The sequence below is a fragment of the Flavobacterium sp. 103 genome, from assembly GCF_003096795.1.
Classification (GTDB): Bacteria; Bacteroidota; Bacteroidia; order Flavobacteriales; family Flavobacteriaceae; genus Flavobacterium.
Window position 1 is genome coordinate 3,760,562 of record NZ_QENX01000001.1, and the last position, 18,480, is coordinate 3,779,041.

The 18,480-nt window shown below is 33.7% G+C and carries 15 protein-coding genes; 5 read left to right on the forward strand and 10 right to left on the reverse strand.

Features of this window, described 5'->3' with window-relative positions; all coding sequences use genetic code 11:
- Positions 1 to 100: 100 nt before the first annotated feature.
- On the reverse strand, positions 101 to 2,632 hold the full coding sequence (locus C8C85_RS15975) for a PIG-L family deacetylase (protein WP_116797963.1): 2,532 nt from the start codon (positions 2,630 to 2,632) through the stop codon (positions 101 to 103).
- 271 nt (positions 2,633 to 2,903) lie between these two features.
- On the opposite strand from C8C85_RS15975, the gene C8C85_RS15980 reads away from it, so the two are divergent.
- Positions 2,904 to 3,887 carry an alpha/beta hydrolase gene (locus tag C8C85_RS15980; RefSeq protein ID WP_207786939.1) on the forward strand — a complete coding sequence of 328 codons (984 nt, stop codon included), beginning with the start codon at positions 2,904 to 2,906 and terminating at the stop codon, positions 3,885 to 3,887.
- Positions 3,888 to 3,961: 74 nt separating this feature from the next.
- On the opposite strand, the gene C8C85_RS15985 is transcribed toward C8C85_RS15980, so the two are convergent.
- The 7 genes from C8C85_RS15985 to C8C85_RS16015 form a co-directional block, all read right to left on the reverse strand.
- A complete protein-coding gene (locus C8C85_RS15985; RefSeq protein ID WP_116797965.1) occupies positions 3,962 to 5,608 on the reverse strand; it encodes a hypothetical protein in 1,647 nt (548 codons plus the stop codon).
- A 243-nt stretch (positions 5,609 to 5,851) separates the two neighbouring features.
- The gene (locus tag C8C85_RS15990; RefSeq protein ID WP_116797966.1) at positions 5,852 to 6,403 is read right to left on the reverse strand and encodes a hypothetical protein; all 552 of its coding nucleotides are present in this window, start codon (positions 6,401 to 6,403) and stop codon (positions 5,852 to 5,854) included.
- A 54-nt stretch (positions 6,404 to 6,457) separates the two neighbouring features.
- Positions 6,458 to 6,991: a mechanosensitive ion channel domain-containing protein gene (locus tag C8C85_RS15995; protein WP_116797967.1), complete on the reverse strand. Its 534-nt coding sequence runs from the start codon at positions 6,989 to 6,991 to the stop codon at positions 6,458 to 6,460.
- Positions 6,992 to 7,007: 16 nt separating this feature from the next.
- A complete protein-coding gene (locus tag C8C85_RS16000) occupies positions 7,008 to 7,589 on the reverse strand; it encodes a Maf-like protein (protein ID WP_116797968.1) in 582 nt (193 codons plus the stop codon).
- Positions 7,582 to 8,508: a geranylgeranylglycerol-phosphate geranylgeranyltransferase gene (locus C8C85_RS16005; RefSeq protein WP_116797969.1), complete on the reverse strand. Its 927-nt coding sequence runs from the start codon at positions 8,506 to 8,508 to the stop codon at positions 7,582 to 7,584. The genes C8C85_RS16000 and C8C85_RS16005 overlap by 8 nt, the downstream gene beginning before the upstream one ends.
- A gap of 88 nt (positions 8,509 to 8,596) precedes the next feature.
- Positions 8,597 to 9,124 carry a KdsC family phosphatase gene (locus C8C85_RS16010; RefSeq protein WP_116797970.1) on the reverse strand — a complete coding sequence of 176 codons (528 nt, stop codon included), beginning with the start codon at positions 9,122 to 9,124 and terminating at the stop codon, positions 8,597 to 8,599.
- On the reverse strand, positions 9,108 to 9,869 hold the full coding sequence (locus C8C85_RS16015) for a Rossmann-like and DUF2520 domain-containing protein (protein WP_116797971.1): 762 nt from the start codon (positions 9,867 to 9,869) through the stop codon (positions 9,108 to 9,110). Before C8C85_RS16015 ends, C8C85_RS16010 begins: the two co-directional genes overlap by 17 nt.
- 195 nt (positions 9,870 to 10,064) lie before the next feature.
- Here C8C85_RS16015 and ccsA point away from each other — a divergent pair, with 195 nt between their 5' ends.
- Positions 10,065 to 13,256, forward strand: coding sequence for a cytochrome c biogenesis protein CcsA (gene ccsA, locus C8C85_RS16020; protein WP_116797972.1), 3,192 nt, complete (start codon positions 10,065 to 10,067; stop codon positions 13,254 to 13,256).
- 1,062 nt (positions 13,257 to 14,318) lie between these two features.
- Here the strand turns inward: ccsA and C8C85_RS16025 are convergent.
- Together C8C85_RS16025 and C8C85_RS16030 are read right to left on the reverse strand one after the other, a co-directional pair.
- Positions 14,319 to 15,101 carry an anti-sigma factor domain-containing protein gene (locus C8C85_RS16025; RefSeq protein WP_116797973.1) on the reverse strand — a complete coding sequence of 261 codons (783 nt, stop codon included), beginning with the start codon at positions 15,099 to 15,101 and terminating at the stop codon, positions 14,319 to 14,321.
- Positions 15,101 to 15,631 (reverse strand): RNA polymerase sigma factor, encoded by a 531-nt coding sequence (locus C8C85_RS16030; RefSeq protein ID WP_116798513.1) that lies wholly within the window; start codon positions 15,629 to 15,631, stop codon positions 15,101 to 15,103. The genes C8C85_RS16025 and C8C85_RS16030 overlap by 1 nt, the downstream gene beginning before the upstream one ends.
- 229 nt (positions 15,632 to 15,860) lie before the next feature.
- On the opposite strand from C8C85_RS16030, the gene C8C85_RS18660 reads away from it, so the two are divergent.
- From C8C85_RS18660 to C8C85_RS16045, 3 genes are all read left to right on the forward strand, one after another.
- Positions 15,861 to 16,514 (forward strand): DUF4331 family protein, encoded by a 654-nt coding sequence (locus C8C85_RS18660; protein WP_116797974.1) that lies wholly within the window; start codon positions 15,861 to 15,863, stop codon positions 16,512 to 16,514.
- Positions 16,515 to 16,545: 31 nt separating this feature from the next.
- The gene (locus tag C8C85_RS18665; RefSeq protein WP_116797975.1) at positions 16,546 to 17,100 is read left to right on the forward strand and encodes a DUF4331 family protein; all 555 of its coding nucleotides are present in this window, start codon (positions 16,546 to 16,548) and stop codon (positions 17,098 to 17,100) included.
- An 84-nt stretch (positions 17,101 to 17,184) separates the two neighbouring features.
- Positions 17,185 to 18,480, forward strand: a complete 1,296-nt coding sequence (locus tag C8C85_RS16045; RefSeq protein WP_116797976.1) for a tetratricopeptide repeat protein — start codon at positions 17,185 to 17,187, stop codon at positions 18,478 to 18,480.

The window sequence follows — 18,480 nt, forward strand, 5'->3', positions numbered from 1 at the left end:
ATTAAATAAAAAACAATGATAAACAGGGCATTGGCAACCAGGACTAAGGTATAGTCTTTTGACCAGATTTTAGGTTTTTTTGAATCCATGTTTTTTGTTTTTAAGGTTTCATTTTTTGGTTAGGAATACTTACGGAAGATTTTATCGAAATCATATTCGATAACAATTTATAGGCTCCGGGAACTCCTTCCGGTAATTCTCTAAAAAGACTCAGACCTGTATAAATATAATTTCCTTTTCCGTACGGAGCAATTAACAAAGCGCCATTCTTTGGACTTTCTCCTTTGTCGTTTGAGGACAGAATAGGAGTGAAGGCTTTGTCAAACTCTTTTGGATAATACAATCCCTGTTCCTGTTTCCATCCTTTAAAATCACTTTGGGTAATTGTATTTGGATAATTCAATGCAGGATGATTGGGGGCAAGAAAACGGACTTCAGCATTTTCTTCAGTTACTCGATCGTTAGAAATTGTCAATGGATAAGGAGCAATTTTTGATGTTATTAAATCCCTGTTAGTGTTGTATTGTACAATCATTGTTTTTCCGCCTTTTACAAAATCAAATAAAATATCCTGTTTGTTTGCCAATGCGTCAATAGTATTGTAAGCACGCACACCAGTCATGACAACATCAAAAGTGTCAAGTCTCTCGGGAGTAATATCTTCCGGTTTTAGGAGGGTCACTTTGTAACCCATTTGAGTCAAACTTTTTGGGACTTCGTCACCTGCTCCCATGATATAGGCAATTTTTTCCTCATTGGTTTTCAAATCAAATCGGATGCACTTTACCTCAGAAGTTTTTAAAATCTGTTGTTTTGTAATATGGTCATAATTAATGTTGATTTGCTCCTTGTCAAATGTTACACCATCAATAGTTGCTATGCTTTTTCCAACAATTTCGCTCATTTGTGCTGGAGGCGAAACTTCAAAATAAATGGTTTGTTCCATTCCTTTTTTATCCAATTGAAAAGGTATAGATTGGGGAGAAACTTTCCAATCTTTTGATAAATCCAATTTTAAATTTCCTTTAAGGTCATTTTTTCCCGCCTTTATCGTTACGCCAACATATTTAGGTTTGGTATCAGGAAAAAGCAATACTTTATCTTGAATTGTCGTAGTAACTTCGGGAACAATATCCAAAAAATTATACATTTCACCTTTTACATCATCATTGTATTTGTAAACAATAGTTCTTTCGAATGGGATTTCAACACCATTAATTTTTACATTAAAAATAACTTTAGCTTCTCTAATAATATCAGGAATTCCAATGTTTTTTTGATCTTCCACGGTGTACAATCCTACTGTTCCTTTTTCTTTTAACCAATAAGGTTGCGTGTAGTTTATTGATTGAGGTAATTGTAAATCTAGAGCACTGTTTTGTAGTGTGTTGTTTTTTAGATCGGTGTTAAAAACCGTATTTTTTTGCTCGGGTAGAGTCGTAACACTTGCTAATTGCATGGCTATTGGACTTCTATTTATAGCTTCCAAATTCAGTTTTACAACACTTCCAGGAGTTGCTTCTTGGGAGTTGGAAACAGCTTCCAAATACAAACCGGAACAAGCTGCGATGATTTTTTTTATTTCTTCAGATTTTACTATTTTCCAATGATTTTCATCCAAGGCTTGAATCATCGTATATGCTTTTATTAAGTTTGGAATACTAGCCGAAGGATTTTTAAAATCATATTGATTGGCAATAACGGTAATCAATTCGCCAATTGCTTTTCCGCCTTTTACACGGTTCCAACTCGTATCGATTCCTTCAAAAAGTGATGATTTGTCTTTTAAGGGTTCACCTTTTAGAAATTCCAGATATTCGGTGTCTTCACCACGAGTCCCGGTACTTCCAAATCCTTGTGATTTATGACTACTGCGACTTAAAGCCGCTATTTCCTGATTGGATTTCCCCAGCGTAGGGTAGTAAACACCAGTTGGAATTGCAACTAAATTGGATTTATTGGCTGCATCAAATTTTTCTTTGCTACCATAAAACCACCATGAAGTATTAAAAAAAACACGTTTGGGTTGCCAAGGTTGTACAAGTTGTAATTGTTCCGGAAAAGAAGCAGGATTATTGGCCAAATCAAAACCTTCTACACTCAGCATTGCCGAGGAGGTGTGATGTCCATGAGTAGTTCCTGGCGAACGATGGTCAAAGCGATTGATGATGACATCTGGCTGGAATTTGCGAATCGTCCAAACAAGGTCTGCCAATACTTTTTCTTTATCCCAAATCTGTAATGTTTCTTCCGGGTTTTTGGAATAACCAAAGTCATTGGCTCTGGAAAAAAATTGTTCGCCACCATCTATTTTTCTTGCTTCAAGAAGTTCTTGTGTTCTTATGACACCAAGTAGTTCCCGTAATTGTGGACCAATTAAGTTTTGACCACCATCTCCTCTGGTTAATGATAAATAGCCAGTTCTCGCATGAATTTCATTAGCCATAAATGAAATTAAACGGGTGTTTTCGTCATCAGGATGTGCGGCGATATAAAGTACAGTCCCCAGAAAATTAAGCTTCTGAATTTGATTATAGATTTCTGCTGAATTCGGTTTTTGAGGCTTTTGAGCGTATGTTATCTGTATAGAAAGGACTAAAACTAAAAATGATTTAAAAAAAAGCTTTCGCATATAACAAGATTTATTATTTCTAAAAAAAATAGAATTGTAAGTATTAGTTCAAGTCCAAAAGTACTAATTAAATAATGGGAATATTTAGCTATAATTCCAAAAGTTATGTTAATGTTTGATATTTATTAGGACAATTTTTAAAAAATGTACGACATAAAGATTAACAAATTTGAAATAAAATATTAGTTTTCTATGTCAATTATTTAAAATTAGAATGCTAAATTTGAGAATGTTATAATGAAAATATTCATTAGAATTTGAAATTGTCCCTTTGTCTACAATTAACCTAACCAGAATGAATATGCAATACGAGGAAGATGTTTTGAAAAATGGTTTTGAGCAAATAACGATTGTTCAACCCGATGATTTTGAAGGCAAAGTTACCACTACGCTAATCCGAAAAAGAGGTTCTTCAAAAGCTACTAAAGCCATTTTATGTATTCATGGTTTTAATGATTATTTTTTTCAAGATGTTATAGCCGAAGAATTTTTAAAGAAAGACTATCATTTTTATGCCTTGGATTTAAGGAAATACGGGCGATCTATTCTGCAAAATCATAAGGCGAATAATGTGAGAGACTTATCCGAATATTATGAAGATATTGACAGTGCTTTGGCCATTATTAGAGAAGAGGGAAGTCAAAAAATAGTATTGTACGGTCATTCAACAGGTGGATTGATTATAACTTTATATGCTTCGGATCGAAAAGAGAAGGCACTTTTTGATGTATTGATATGCAATAGTCCTTTCTATGATTTTAATGTGCCTTGGATTCAAAAGAAAACAGTTATTCCTGTACTTTCCTTTTTGGGGAGATTAAATCCAAATATTACTTTGCCCATCGGATTTTCAAAATTTTATGGTAAAAGTTTGCACAAGAATGATTTTGGGGAATGGGATTACAATTTACAATGGAAACCCCACGTTGCGCCTTCAATCAATGCGGGATGGATAAACGCAATACATGATGGGCATTTGAAAATTGCAAATGGGATTTCAGTTCATAAACCGATTTTAATTTTGCATTCTATTAAATCAGTAAATCCAAAGCATTGGGATGAAGAAATGTTTGAGGGAGATGCTATTTTGAATGTAAATGACATTACCGAAAAAGCAAAATTTATTGATTCTCCCCACAAAGAAGTTATTGGCTTCAGAAATGCTATACACGATTTGGTATTGTCCAGAAAGCCAGTACGGGATATTGTCTTTAAAACTATATTCGAGTGGTTGGATAAGTATTTGAAAAATTAATTTTTATGCTTAAATAAAAAAAAAAGCTGCAAACATTTTGATCTGTTGCAGCTTTTTGAATTTTATGAGAAAGATTATTTTTTTAATTTATTTTCAGTATCAGTGTAGTTTCCTGTTATTGAAATATTGGAGGCTTTATTTACTTTACCATAGATTGTGATTGATGAACCAGAACCTATGAATTCAATGTTTGAATTACTATTTAAAGTCAAATCTCCCCATATCACTACAGAACCTTCAATTTGTAATGTTGCATTACTATTAACTGTTAAAACAGTTGGATTTGCTTGTTGGTATTTTCCTTGGCTCAATGAGCCATTCATTATGAATTTACCCTTGCTGTTTATGGTAAGATTGTTTTGAACAGAGATAGAACCACAATGTGTAAGAACTGAATTTGAATTTATGATGATTGAATTTATGGCTGTAGAACCATAAAAACCTTTAGTTTCGTTTGAGTTTAAAATCAAATCAGTCCCTAAATTATAAGCAGGAAGTCCTGTGCATGAATTTACTGTTGGAGCAGATGGTTTTTCCATTTTGATGATTTTCAATCCGCCTTTACCGCTGGCAACATAAATATAATCACCGCTTGTTTTCACATAATTAGCAGATCCATTGATTCCTACAGTTCCGACTAGAGTTAATTGATCTCCTGTTTTGTAAACATTAAGTCCATTTCCTCCATTAGCGACAAAAACATAATCTCCATTTACTGATACAGCATTAGTAACCACATCATCAGGTTCTGTTGTTGCAGCTGGAGTTAATGAAATAGTTTGAATTTTGGTTCCCGTAGTCATGTTGTAAACTCCTAGTCCTTGATACCCTTCAGATACCAATACTTTATCGCCTACGAAATCAATTGTTCTTTTGGCGCCTTCAGCATCATCTTTCCAAGAAGAAAAAGATTTTATCAATTCTAAGTTGGAGGCGTTATAAATGTTAATTCCTTTTGTACCGCTTAACGTTATTACCTTATCGTTATTGATAGCAACCGTTCTTAGATCTTCTATTGCTTTACTGCTTACTATTTCTTTGGTTGAATTGTCAAATTTGAATAAACTTCCAGTATTTCCAGATACGGCAAAATAATTACTAGTATTGGCAGCAACATCTGTGGTTACAAAGCTAGCAATATCGGTTGTTGTTAAACTGTTGGTAAATGTTCCACTAGAAGTCAATTGCATGTTCATTACAATGGCTGGTGATTCTAATGCAACATTTTTATCTGTATTTGTCGCTCCTGCAATTATTAATTTACCATTGCTATACACTAAGGAAGTAATATCGGTATCAGGAATTAAAGCCGACATCACTAACTTTGGTTTGTATGGATCAGAAACGTCAATCATGTCAATGGCCCCGGAATACTCGCTCCCTTGTAATGTGTAAGCTACATAAGCATAATTACCATTTACTGCAACGTGATTAGCCTGTAACGTCCTTCCTTGACTGTCTTTTGGTGCATTGAATTCAGCAATTTGTGTTAGTGGTAATTGAGCCGATTCGGTAACCAAACTTTTCCTTGTTGATGGATTTACAATCGAGATAACCCCCGAATTGGTTAAATCCAAACGTTGATTTAACTGAGTTTGATTATCATTGATTACAATCGCATTTTTATCTGGATTTGTTTCTGTATTGGAATCATCCTGATTTGTACAAGAAGTAATAAAAGCTAAGGTTATGATTGAAAATAATAAAATACGTTTTTTCATGTTTTTGTAAAAGGATTATTGTTTAAAGTCGTGCTAAATTTTCCGTCTGAGTATTCTTTTAATGCTTAGTTTGAAATATTTTTATGCTATAACCAATAACTATGCCAAAATCTGATTAAATACTTTTTTTTATCGATTAAATACTTCATTTCTATTATTTTATGTTTTTTTTTATAAATAATTTATCACAAAAAAAGAGTGCCGTTTATAGCACTCTTTTTGTTGAATTAACGATATATTGAATTAATGTTTTCCTTTTCCATTATGGCCTTTTTCGCCATGGTTATCGTGGTGATCATTACCATGATGGTCGTTATGATTATCATTATCATGGTGATCATGATCATCATAACGTACTTGGTACTCACCTCTACTTTTTTGAGGTTTTCCTTTGTATCCTTTATAGTATTTCACTTTGTGGGTGTTATAATAAGCATAAGGGGTATGACCGTGGTAATCAGTCAAAACTACTTTGTAACCATGGTATAAGTCGTAGTTTCTACAATGGCTTGGTAAATATCTGGAACGAATCCATTTTCCATTTCCAAAGTAAATATACTGTGCCAATCTGATGTCATAGTAAACTTGAATATCCGGTAAATAGTAATACTCCACTTCGTCGTAACCGACAGGTCCCCAAACAGGAACAGGAGCAGGGGCTGGGGGAGGAGGAGGCGTTCCTACATGTACATTTACGTTTGGCGTTCCTATATTTACATCAACAGAAACCTGGGCCTTTGTTGAGCTCACCGTAAAAAACAGGATTGCGATAATAAATAATTTAATTGTTTTCATTGTATTTAAATTTAGAGTTGGGTTTAATTTTAAAAAATAATATTTAATCGACCGTTAATCGGTAAACTCATTATTATTGTTTATAGGTTTTTTAATAACTGAAATTCCTTTTTGAAAGAATAAGTTGTTAGGATAAATAACTATTTCTCCTTCTTTTGAGCGGATTGTTACGTGAAAAGCACCAATATCTTCTATTTCGCCTTCCACAAGATAATCTTTGTCATGGATTAAGATAACGTCTCCAATCTTGAACGGAAACGAAAAAAACAAAATAATTCCTGATGTAATATTACTCAAGATAGACCATTGTGCAAACATCGCTACTCCAATTACCGTGGCAATTGACGAAAGTGTAATGAGAATATCTTTGGCTTGAACTCCCCAAATTAATATTAAGGTGATTAAAGCCAAAATATTGATAAGGATATTAATGTATTTTATAACTAAATTGGTTCTTCGTTCAATAATTTGGCTTGACTTGGCATATCGTCTCACTAATTTTGAAACAACAGTGCGGGACAAAATGACAATCAAAATCAATACTCCAGTACTTATCTGCTCTTTAAGATATTGATCAAAAAAATCCATTAATTTTTTATGTTTTTTATAAATTACTTAAATAATCGTAAACTTTATCTGTCGGCATCCCCATAACATTGGCATAGGAGCCTTCAATTTTTGAAACTCCAATAAATCCAATCCATTCTTGAATTCCATAAGCTCCTGCTTTATCATACGGTTTATAATTTTCCAAATAATAAAGAATAGCTTCATCAGTTAACGCATTGAAGGTAACTTTTGTTGTCTCGTATATCAAATTTGAAGATAAATTTGTCTTGAAACAGACCGAAGTTATGACTTCGTGCGTCGCATTTGATAACGATTTCAATATTTCAAAAGCATCCTGATGGTTCTTAGGTTTACCTAAAGCACAATTTTTGTGCCAAACAATAGTGTCACTCGTGATTAAAATTTCATTGTTTTGCAATTCACCTTCAAAAGCGCTGGCTTTCAGTTGTGCGAGATAGTTAGTGATTTCCTCTGCTTTCAATTCGGGTGGGAAAATTTCTTCGATTTCTTTAAGCCGAATTTCAAAATCCAAGTCCAAATCCTTAAAAAATTGTTGTCTTCTTGGAGAACCGGAAGCTAATATAAGTTTGTAGTTTTTGAGTTTTTCTTTAAGCATGGTGTAAAATATTATAGGTAACAATCGCAATTGAAAACAATCCAAATAAAATAATTAATTTTAAAACAGTGCTCAAATGATGAAAATGTTCACTTTTTTTGGCATCCACCATTTTTACCGAAAAATAAATTAATGGAGCTACAATACCTATTAAGGCATATATTGTTGCTAAGTATAAATCGAATGCAAAAAAGTAGTTTTTGATGTAGAATATTACCATAACCAATGGAATCAAACTCAAAGCTAACACTAATTTTGATGTTCTGCTGATGCCTAAAGCAATGGGTAATGTATTCATTCCTTGGTTGTAATCGCCATTCACATCTTCGAGGTCTTTTACAATTTCTCTAATAAAATTAATGACAAAGGCAAATAATGCATAGTCCAAAAGAATAGAAAACAACTCAGCCATAATGATTTGATTTCCGGGATTGATAACAGGCAATAGGTCGAAAATCCCAATGATAAGCACGCTGAAAGCCAACAATAATGCCACAATAAAGTTTCCTATTAGTAACATCTGTTTCAGACTTGTCGCATAAAGATACAAGGTGGCCGAAATGATTATAAAGATAGCTGCAAATCCAGGTCTTGCAATCACATTTGATAAATAGAATCCAGAGCCAACTCCTAAAACGGTGCAGGCAAAATAAACATTGTAAGCATTGGTTTCGCTAATGCCTTTGCCCACTACAACCTGATTAGGTTTGTTGTCATTGTCGGTTGCCTGATCCATGATATTATTAATTACATAGCCTCCAGCTGCAATCATAACCGTTGCAAATACCAACAAAAAGTATTGCCAATCGTTAAGCGCCAAAGGAATATTTTGATAATTCAAAAAACCATATCGAAAAAGCAATTGCATCAAAGCAAGCATCAACAGGTTTTGGTAACGTATTAATTTGAGGTATTTCATGTTCAATATTTGGTTGTGGGATATGAGTTACGAATTCACAGAAATCTAAAATCTGCAGTCTTAATTCTTAATTCTGCAATCTAAAATCTTAATCAAGTTTCCCGTCAAAATAAGCCATCCATTTTCCTTGCACTTTCATCACTTGTTCAATCACATCACGAGCGGCACCTTTTCCTCCTTTTATGTGAGAAATATAGCTCGAAACAGCTTTGATTTCGGGACTTGCGTCTTGTGGGCAAGTAGGCAATCCTACCAATTTCATTACGTGATAATCGGGGATATCGTCACCCATGTATAAAACTTGTTCCGGATTGATTCCATAAACATCAGTATATTCTTTGAACGTTTTCACTTTATCTGGAGTCCCCAAATGGATATCGGTAATTCCTAAATTGCGAAGTCTCACCCTTACGCCTTCGTTACTTCCGCCCGAAATAATGCAAACATGGTAACCACTTTCTATAGCTGCTTTCATGGCATAACCGTCGCGGATGCTCATCGTTCTCAGCATCTCTCCTTCATTGGTAACAAAAACAGAACCGTCCGTTAGTACGCCATCTACGTCAAACACAAACGTAGTAATATCATTCATTATTTCTTTATAGCTTTTTGCCATGATTTTGTATAGATTGGGTTAATATTTTATAAATAGTGGATTGATTTTCATTCGATAAAAAAGATTCATGTGCTTCAATAGTCGAAATATCATTGCGTTTGGCTGGACCAGTTTGGGCATCTTTTGGCGAAAGCGTCAAGAGTTTCTCGGCAGTTTCCAAAATCAATGGTTTCAAGATATCAAAAGGGACATGATTCTCTTGACAAATATCGTTTCCTAATTGGTACAAATAATTAGTGAAGTTGTTGACAAAAACAGCGGCCACATGCAACGCTTTTCGTTGGTGGGAATCGATTTTGTAAACATTGTCAGAAATGGATTGTGCTACTTTTTCCAATAGTATATAATCGTTATCAAGCTGTGTTTCCAAGCAAAAAGGGATAGTTTTAAAATCAATTGCTTTCCCTTTGGTGAAAGTCTGTAACGGATAAAAAACGCCTTTTCGATTCTTATCATTCAGTGAAGTCAAAGGTGCACTTCCCGAAGTATGAACGATCAATCGATTTTCAAAAGGTAATTGAGTAGAAACGCTGGCAATGGCATCATCAGATACTGCAATGATGTACAAATCGGCTTCCACCAAAGCATTCCAATCATTGGTAATTTTATTGGAATCGAGATTGGGACTAATGTCTTTTTGAGTTCTTGAAAAAACCTGAATGATTTCGACCACATTGTTTTTTGCGAAAGCGTCAATCAGGTGTTGCGCCACATTTCCGGAACCGATAATCGTTATTTTAATCATTTGGCAAAATTAGCAAAAAAAATGAAGTGTTGGTTTCAATTTTTTAATCTCACAATAACTGGAGTATGTATGGTTTATTGCTTTATCTCTAAAAAAAGACGCTTAATTTTGGATTAAATTAACAATTGGGTCCTTAAAGAAGTGGACATTTTTGAGTACTTTTGCGACACTTTATTAAACGAAATTTACTCCCAAATGGATAAAAAATTATTCTCTGTCCTATTTTCTACCCGATTGATGGCTTTATTATTCTTGACTTTTGCAATTGCAATGGGAACAGGAACTTTTATCGAAAGCAAATACAATACCGATACAGCTCGAATTTTAGTTTATAATACCTGGTGGTTCGAAGCTATCATGGGATTTTTCATGATTAACTTCATTGGAAATATCAAGCGCTATCAGTTGCTTAAAAAAGAGAAATGGGCAACTTTAATGCTGCATTTGGCTTTTATATTTATCATAGGAGGAGCTTTTATTACTCGTTACATCAGTTTTGAAGGAATGATGCCGATTCGCGAAGGCGCTGCAGAGAATCAGTTTTATTCTGATAAAACATTCCTGACTCTTTTTGTTGATGGAGAATACAAAGGGGAAATGAAACGCAGGGTTTTTGAGAAACCTCTTTTGTTATCGCCAGTAACCGACAATGATTTTAAGATGACAGGTGATTTTGCAGGAACCCCATTTGAGGTACACTACCAAAATTTTATTATGGGTGCCAAAGAATACGTTAAACCAGATCCAAAAGGAAGTTTGTATTTTAAACTGGTTGAAGCAGGTGCTGGTGGCCGTGAAGAACATTTCCTGAAATCGGGCGAAGTGCAAAACATTCACAATGTACTTTTTGCCTTGAATAAATTTACTGAGGGAGCAATCAATATCAATACCACAGGAGAAAGTTACACGATTCAAATGCCTTTTGAAGGAGATTTTATGCGAATGGCTGACAAACTACAAGGAAAAGTGGTGAAAGATGTTGTCCAGCCTTTGATGATGCGTTCTTTATATAGTATTGGAGATATTCGTTTTGTTTTTCCGGAGCCTGCAGTTACGGGAGTAATCGACTATGAATCCAAAAATGATTTTAAAGAAAAGAATCATGAAGACGCATTGGTAGTGATGCTTAGTGCAAATGGAAAAGAGGAAATAGTGACGTTAATTGGTTCCAAAGGGAAAACTGGGGATTCTAAAACAGTTAAAATTGGGGCGAATGAATATACGTTTTTCTATGGAAGCAAAGCTTATGTCTTGCCATTTAAGATTAAATTAAATGATTTTATTGCTCAAAAATATCCAGGAACTGAGAAAAGCTATTCTTCTTTTGAAAGCCAAGTTACTGTTCAGGATTCGACGAAACCGTTTGATGCCAGAATTTACATGAATCATGTATTGGATCATGAGGGTTATCGCTTTTTTCAATCTTCATTTGATCCAGACGAAAAAGGAACAGTATTATCTGTAAATCACGATTATTGGGGAACAACAATTACTTATTTAGGATACTTTTTACTGTTTTTTAGTATGATGGCTATTATGTTTACCAAGCATTCCCGTTTTGCCGATTTGAAAAGAAAATTAGATGTTGTCAAAGATAAAAAAGCAAAGCTAATCACGATTTTGGTATTGTTTATGAGCCTAACCGGTTTTGCACAAGAACATAATCATGATCATTCAAATGAAAAGGCAGGAGATTCACATGCTGAAAACACGGGGCACGTTAGGATAAAACCAACGCAAAAACAATTGGATTCGGTATTGACGGCCTATACCGTTACGCCGGAACATGCAGCAAAGTTTGGTAGATTGATTATTCAGGATGCCGGAGGTAGAATGAAACCAATCAATACTTTCTCATCTGAATTGTTGCGAAAAGTAAGCCATTCCGATACTTATAACGGAATGAATTCGGATCAGGTATTTTTGTCAATGACACAAAGCGCACAATTGTGGATTGAAATTCCGCTTATCTATATTAAATCCGGAAACGACAGCATCCGTAAGATTATCGGAATTGATTCTAAAGATAAATACGCGCCTTTTATTTCTTTCTTTGACGAAAAGGGAAATTATAAATTATCACCATATCTTGATGCTGCTTACAAAGCCGGAAATCCAAATCAGTTTGAGAAAGATTTTGTAGAAACGGATAAGAAAGTAAACTTGATGGAATCTGCCTTGAGCGGAAGCATCTTGAGAATTTTTCCGATACCAAATGATCCAGGCAATAAATGGATTTCGTATTTGGAATTAGAGCATGCCGGTCTAAAAGGAATGGATTCGACATACACTAAAAGTATATTGCCACTTTATTTTGGAACATTAAGTCATGCCATAGAATCCAAAAATTATAAAACTGCAGATGATTTACTGGAAAGCATCAACGGTTTTCAAAAGAAGTTTGGAAGTAAAGTAAGACCAAGTGACGATAAAATTAATCTTGAAATCGCATATAACAAATACGATTTGCTTCAAAAGTTGCCTTACGCTTACTTATTTGGGGCAATATTGATGCTATTCTTTACTATTCTTAAAATCTTTAAGGAGTCCAAAGTTTTGAATGTTTTAGTGAATTCAATGCATATTTTTATTGCGGTGCTTTTCGTATTGCATACCATTACATTGTGTGCTCGCTGGTATATTTCGGGACATGCACCTTGGAGTAATGCTTACGAAGCTATTGTATATGTGGCTTGGGCAACAATGTTCTTTGGATTGGCTTTTGATATTAAATCGAAATTGACGGTGGCTTCGGCGGCGTTTGTAACAGCAATGATACTTACGGCAGCTTATGCAAACTGGATTGATCCAGAAATAGCAAATTTACAACCTGTTCTTAATTCGTATTGGTTAATGATTCACGTTGCAGTTATTGTTGCAAGTTATGGACCATTTGCTTTGGGAATGATACTTGGTTTTGTGTCACTTCTTTTAATCTTTTTTACGAATGAAAAGAACAAAACGAAAATGGATTTGAATATTAAAGAAATCACGTACATCAACGAAATGTCACTGACAATAGGTCTGATTATGTTAACCATTGGAAACTTCCTTGGGGGACAATGGGCCAATGAAAGTTGGGGACGTTACTGGGGTTGGGATCCAAAAGAAACTTGGGCATTAATCAGTATTATGGTATATGCATTTGTGATTCATGCTCGATTTGTACCTTCTTTAAGAGGTAAATGGACTTTCAATTTAATGAGTATGTTTGCTTTTATATCTATTTTGTTTACTTATTATGGGGTAAACTTCCATTTGGTGGGATTACATTCCTATGCAAGCGGTGAAGCCCATTCATTGAGTTGGATTTGGTATTCTTTAGGCACAATATCTTTAATAGGAGCTATTACATATCCAAAATACAGAAAGTTTTATAAGAAGTAATTTTTAGAACTAATTTATATTCTAGTAAGGTTCGGCATCGTGTTGGACCTTATTTTTTTGTTTCATGTCAAAATGGTTATTTATTTTTTTTTAAAATAATACAAAACTTACGTTTAATTAAAAAAATGGTATTTTGTAGATATAATTTGCTTTTAAATGAATTTTGGCACGGTGTTTGAAAAGTTACTCATAGATAGTTCTATGACTCCAAGATATTGTAGATTAGGTTGGTAGGTTGGTTTACATTCAAATATCTATAGAATTATCGATTACAATTAGTTAGTAAGATGCTCCTTTATGGAGCATCTTTTTTTATACAATATAACGAAATTGTAGAAGCCGCTTTTACGTATTTTATTTTGACTAGACTGACGCAAGATTAGTTAATCGATTATTTTTTTTTAAAATGGATTCTAAAATAGTTTATTGAAATATTAATCTTATGTTTTATTTTAAATAGTGTATTTTGTAGATTTTATTTGCTTTTAATAGAATTTTGGCACAGTGTTTGAAATGATGATTGTAGATGATTTTATTAGGTTTGGTTATCCTAAGTATTTATAGGTTAGTAAGTTGGTTTTTACAGAGTATCTATAAAAGTTATCGGTTACAGTTAGTTAGTAAGATGCTCCAATAGGAGCATCTTTTTTTTTTACTACTAAAACTATTAAATCAATCTAGAAGATTTCGAATGCTATTTTGGAATTTGAATACAATGAATTTATTGAATACACTATTGATTATGATATTCAAAAGATCAAATTTTAAGTTGATATGTATTTCAAATAAAGTAATGTTAAACTTATTTTTAATATAAAATAATGTATTTCAAAGGTTTAAATTGTTTTTAATTGAGGTTTTGGCATAGAGTTTGTAATCTGTTAATAGATGATTTGATTAGATTTTACAAATTTTAAATTTGAGAGGTTAGGTTTAAAGTTAGTTTAAATGGGGAAAATCTAATAATGGTTGGTTGTTATTTAGTTAGTTAGAAAAATGCTCCCAAAAGGAGCATTTTTCTTTTTTGTTTTGTCGAAAACAATGCAACTGATAAAATAAAAATTACACTTTTCCTAAAGTATATAATTGATCCATCGTTGGACTTAAACTTCCTCCTGCAGGTTCTAATGTAATTCCAAAAGCTTCTGCGTTGCCACCATCTTGAACCGCAAATATTTTTTGATTATTAGTATCGAAATTCTCTAATAGCCCGATGCTTGTCGGTGTTAAAGGATTCAGTTTTAAAGCCCAAACTTGATAAACCATTCCTTTTGGTGGTTCAGGTAATCCTGCGGCATCCACATAAACAATTTTGGTTTCTTTATTCCAATAAACTTTCGCAAATGACTTAGGATTTACTGCCTGTCCGCTAAGGGCCACTACCGTATTTTTTTGATCTCTAATTACTGCCAGACTAGTTTCGGCTGCTTTATTTTTTTGATCTAAAAGGTTTAATTCTTTAGCTAGTTTCTCTTTTTCGTTACCAATAGATACAATTTGGTTGTTAGTTTGTCCCAGTTTTTGGTATTGATAACCAATTCCAATCAACAGTACAACAGCAGCAGCCCAGCCCATATATGTGGACCAATTTCTTGGTTTCATTTGGATAACACCCGAATGTTTCAGTTCGAGTTTGGCTTTTATCTTTTCAAAATTGGAAACCGAATGGAAAGGCGAAAAGCTTGACGATAAAGCAACAATTCCTTTTTCAATAGCAATGATTTCATCGTTTACTTCAGGATGATTTTTAGCCATAGTACTCACTTCTATGTTCTCGGCTTCACTAAGTAAACCGTAAACATAAAGTTCTAAAATGCCTGATTCTATATATTCTTTTGTATCCATTATAGTTTCAAATAAAGTCTTAAATCGTTAATACAATTTCTGTTTTGTGTTTTTACAGTTCCAAGGGGAATCGCCAATTCCTCTGAAGCTTCCTGTTGAGTGTATCCTTTAAAAAAAAGTAAATCTATAATTTGAATACATTTTGGCTTTAGCTTTTTGACAAATTCCTGAATCCCGATTGCATCAATTTTATTGACCAATTTATTACTGTCGTCTAATAGATGTACGAAATTATCGGAAGAAAGGTTTTTTTGACTGTCATTAAAATTTTTGGATCTCAATTTATCTATTGATGTGTTTCGGGCGATATTGAGAATCCAAGTATAGAACCTCCCTTTACTTTCGTTATAGGAATCGATATTTTTCCATATTTTGACAAAAACTTCTTGGAGTACATCTTCAGCTTCTTCTCTATTTTTTACTAACACGTTAATTACCGAGAACAGACTTTTGGAATACATATCATAAAGATAGGTAAATGCTTTTTCATCTTTCTGGTGAATTAAAACTAACAATTCATCTTGGGTCATATTATCTTTTTTAGTGGTTACAAACATATACAATTCCATTAATAAATAGAAGATTATATTTCTTGATGCAACAACTCTATATTTTATTATTAGAATTATGATTTTATTTTGTTTTTAAAATACTGTAAATCAGATATATGAAAAATATTTTAATTTTTTATTCACTTTTTTAAAACCAAAACGCATCCAATCCCGTAAATGCTTTTATAACTATTTAAATTATAACAAAATGAAAAAAACAAAAATGATTTTAGGTCTGTCACTAGTGGTGATCTCAGGCTTAATTTTAGTAGCAGCGGATCACATTGATGCTCCAGGAACTTCAAGTGGTGATGCGGGTGACATTACAGATGTGTACACTTTCCAGGGTCAAGACACCAATAATTTGGTTTTTGCTGTAAACACACAAGGCTTATTAAGCCCAAATGCAACTGGAGCAGCAACATTTAAAGAAAATGTGATGGTAGAAATTAACATTGACAACACGGGTGACAATGTTGAAGATTTGGTAATTCAAGCGATTAAAAGAGGAGACAAAATGTACTTCTTCGGACCTTATGCTCCTACAACTACAGGAACTTCCAGTATGATCAAAACAAGTGCAGCTTCTGGAGAAGTAGCTATTTCAACTTATGGAGCAATGCCTGTTACAGCTTCGCAAAACGGAATGAAATTTTTTGCAGGACCAAGAGACGATCCATTCTTCTTTGACCTTGGACAATTCAAATCAATTCTAGCAGGAACAGCAACAGGTTTTAATAATCCAGGAACAGACACTTTTGCTGGAACCAATGTACTTTCAATAGTTGTTGAAGTTCCAAAAGCAATGTTAGGTACTTCAAGTACATTAAACATTTGGGCAGAAACCAAGAAAAAACAATAATTAATTTACTCTTCTTTTAAATATAATAGATATGAAAACAAATAAATTCAAAATTATAACTGTTGCATTAGTTGTCGCTTTTATCTCGGTGAACTGCGATAATAATGACAATAATACTAATGATGGTGTGCAAAGTATGGATTTTTCAGGCACTTATGTACAACAAGATCAAATGGCCAGACCAGCAATTAACACAGTTTTTATTGCTTCGGGACAACCAAAAGATGATTTCAATGCGGCTATACCTTCTGCGATGGGAGCCAAATATCAGTCTGTTTTTCAATCTAGGTTGATGGCATTAAATGCTGGTTATACTACCAATGCTTTAGGACAAGATGCTGCTGCATTTACAGGTCTTTTAGCTACAGATGTATTGAATGTTTCTAAAACTGCCAAAACTACTTTCTTTGATGGAACCAATGTTTTAACAGGAAGAGCATTAGCGGATGATGTTATCGATGTAGAGTTATTATTGATTTTTGGTGGGCCAATGGGTACATCAAATGCAGGACTTACTTCAGATCATGTTAATGCAAATGATAAAGCATTTACAGCTTCATTTCCATACTTAGCAGCTGCTTGGTAATATTTTATATAAAAAGCAGAGTGAGTTTTGGACTGCTTGCTCTGCTTTTTTATTTCAAAACGAACAAACAAACAAATTTGGATTATGAAAAATTTAAAAATACTACCATTATTGGCTTTCTTCGTACTATGTCTTAGTAGTTGTACCAACAAACCGCCTCAAATAACCAACACTTTGGATTATGAGAAATATCTAAACATAAAAGACAATAAATCTATTGATTTTGCCAATCGGGAGATTAATTTTTGGCAAACAAAAATTGATGCGGCTCCCAACCAAAAGATGTATTTGGGTATGTTAGCCTCAAATTATGGTACTCTTTTTCAATATACGGGAAACATAAAAGATTTATACAAATCCGAAGAATTGCTGACACAATACAATGAAGCTTATAAATATTCTCGTGTGTCGACCATTCGGTCATTGGCACGAAATTATATTTCCCAGCATCGTTTTAAAGAAGCTTTGAATCTTGCCAATAAAGCGTTAGCCATTGGCGAAGCCCGAAAAGAAACCCAAAAATTACTTTTTGATGTGCAAATGGAAGTGGGGAATTATCCTGAAGCTCTGAAAAACCTAAACGCCATTCGTGACATGAATGATTATGATTATTTAATTCGTTTGGCCAAATGGAATGATCATAAAGGCGATTTGAAAACCGCTATTACTTTTATGGAAAAAGCAAGAGACATTGCCATTGAAGATGATGATAAAACTTTGAAAATCTGGTCTTATTCTAATTTAGGTGATTTTTATGGACATGCTGGCAGAATACAGGAATCGTATGATAGTTATTTGAAAACACTGGAAATTGATCCTAATTATTCGTATGCCTTGAAAGGGATTGCCTGGATAGTTTTTTCGCACGAAAGAAATACCACCGAAGCGAACAGAATTATTACGGCTATCGCCAAAAAACACGATACACCAGATTTTTATTTATTGAAATCACAAATCGCACAATTCAGTGGAGATAAATCAAAGGAAGTGGCGAATAGAAATGCTTATTTTTCAATGCTCAAAAAGTACAATTACGGAGCGATGTACAATAAATACAATGTTTTGATTTATGCCGATGATAAAACTACCGCTTCAAAGGCACTCGAAATTGCTAAAGTCGAAATTGATCACCGACCAACTCCGGATTCTTATGATTTATTGGCTTGGTCGTATCTAAATTTGGGGCAAAAGAAAAAAGCTTTGGAAATTGCCCAAAAATATGTGGTTGGTAAATCCTTTGAACCTAAAGTACAATATCACTTGGCAATGATTTATAAATCAAATAATATTATCGAAAAAGTAAAGCCAATCAAAGAAGAATTATTGGGCAGCGCTTATGAATTAGGGCCAACTTTGGAAAAGAAGGTGATGCAATTGTAA

What these genes read in the sequence shown, in the direction of transcription:
- C8C85_RS16030 (WP_116798513.1), bottom strand. Translation starts at nt 15,631, where the DNA reads ATGACCCAAGATGAATTGTTAGTTTTAATTCACCAGAAAGATGAAAAA.
- C8C85_RS16010 (WP_116797970.1), bottom strand. Translation starts at nt 9,124, where the DNA reads ATGGCAAAAAGCTATAAAGAAATAATGAATGATATTACTACGTTTGTG.
- C8C85_RS18660 (WP_116797974.1), top strand. Translation starts at nt 15,861, where the DNA reads ATGAAAAAAACAAAAATGATTTTAGGTCTGTCACTAGTGGTGATCTCA.
- ccsA (WP_116797972.1), top strand. Translation starts at nt 10,065, where the DNA reads ATGGATAAAAAATTATTCTCTGTCCTATTTTCTACCCGATTGATGGCT.
- C8C85_RS15985 (WP_116797965.1), bottom strand. Translation starts at nt 5,608, where the DNA reads ATGAAAAAACGTATTTTATTATTTTCAATCATAACCTTAGCTTTTATT.
- C8C85_RS15975 (WP_116797963.1), bottom strand. Translation starts at nt 2,632, where the DNA reads ATGCGAAAGCTTTTTTTTAAATCATTTTTAGTTTTAGTCCTTTCTATA.
- C8C85_RS16045 (WP_116797976.1), top strand. Translation starts at nt 17,185, where the DNA reads ATGAAAAATTTAAAAATACTACCATTATTGGCTTTCTTCGTACTATGT.
- C8C85_RS18665 (WP_116797975.1), top strand. Translation starts at nt 16,546, where the DNA reads ATGAAAACAAATAAATTCAAAATTATAACTGTTGCATTAGTTGTCGCT.
- C8C85_RS16015 (WP_116797971.1), bottom strand. Translation starts at nt 9,869, where the DNA reads ATGATTAAAATAACGATTATCGGTTCCGGAAATGTGGCGCAACACCTG.
- C8C85_RS16000 (WP_116797968.1), bottom strand. Translation starts at nt 7,589, where the DNA reads ATGCTTAAAGAAAAACTCAAAAACTACAAACTTATATTAGCTTCCGGT.
- C8C85_RS15995 (WP_116797967.1), bottom strand. Translation starts at nt 6,991, where the DNA reads ATGGATTTTTTTGATCAATATCTTAAAGAGCAGATAAGTACTGGAGTA.
- C8C85_RS15990 (WP_116797966.1), bottom strand. Translation starts at nt 6,403, where the DNA reads ATGAAAACAATTAAATTATTTATTATCGCAATCCTGTTTTTTACGGTG.
- C8C85_RS16025 (WP_116797973.1), bottom strand. Translation starts at nt 15,101, where the DNA reads ATGGATACAAAAGAATATATAGAATCAGGCATTTTAGAACTTTATGTT.
- C8C85_RS16005 (WP_116797969.1), bottom strand. Translation starts at nt 8,508, where the DNA reads ATGAAATACCTCAAATTAATACGTTACCAAAACCTGTTGATGCTTGCT.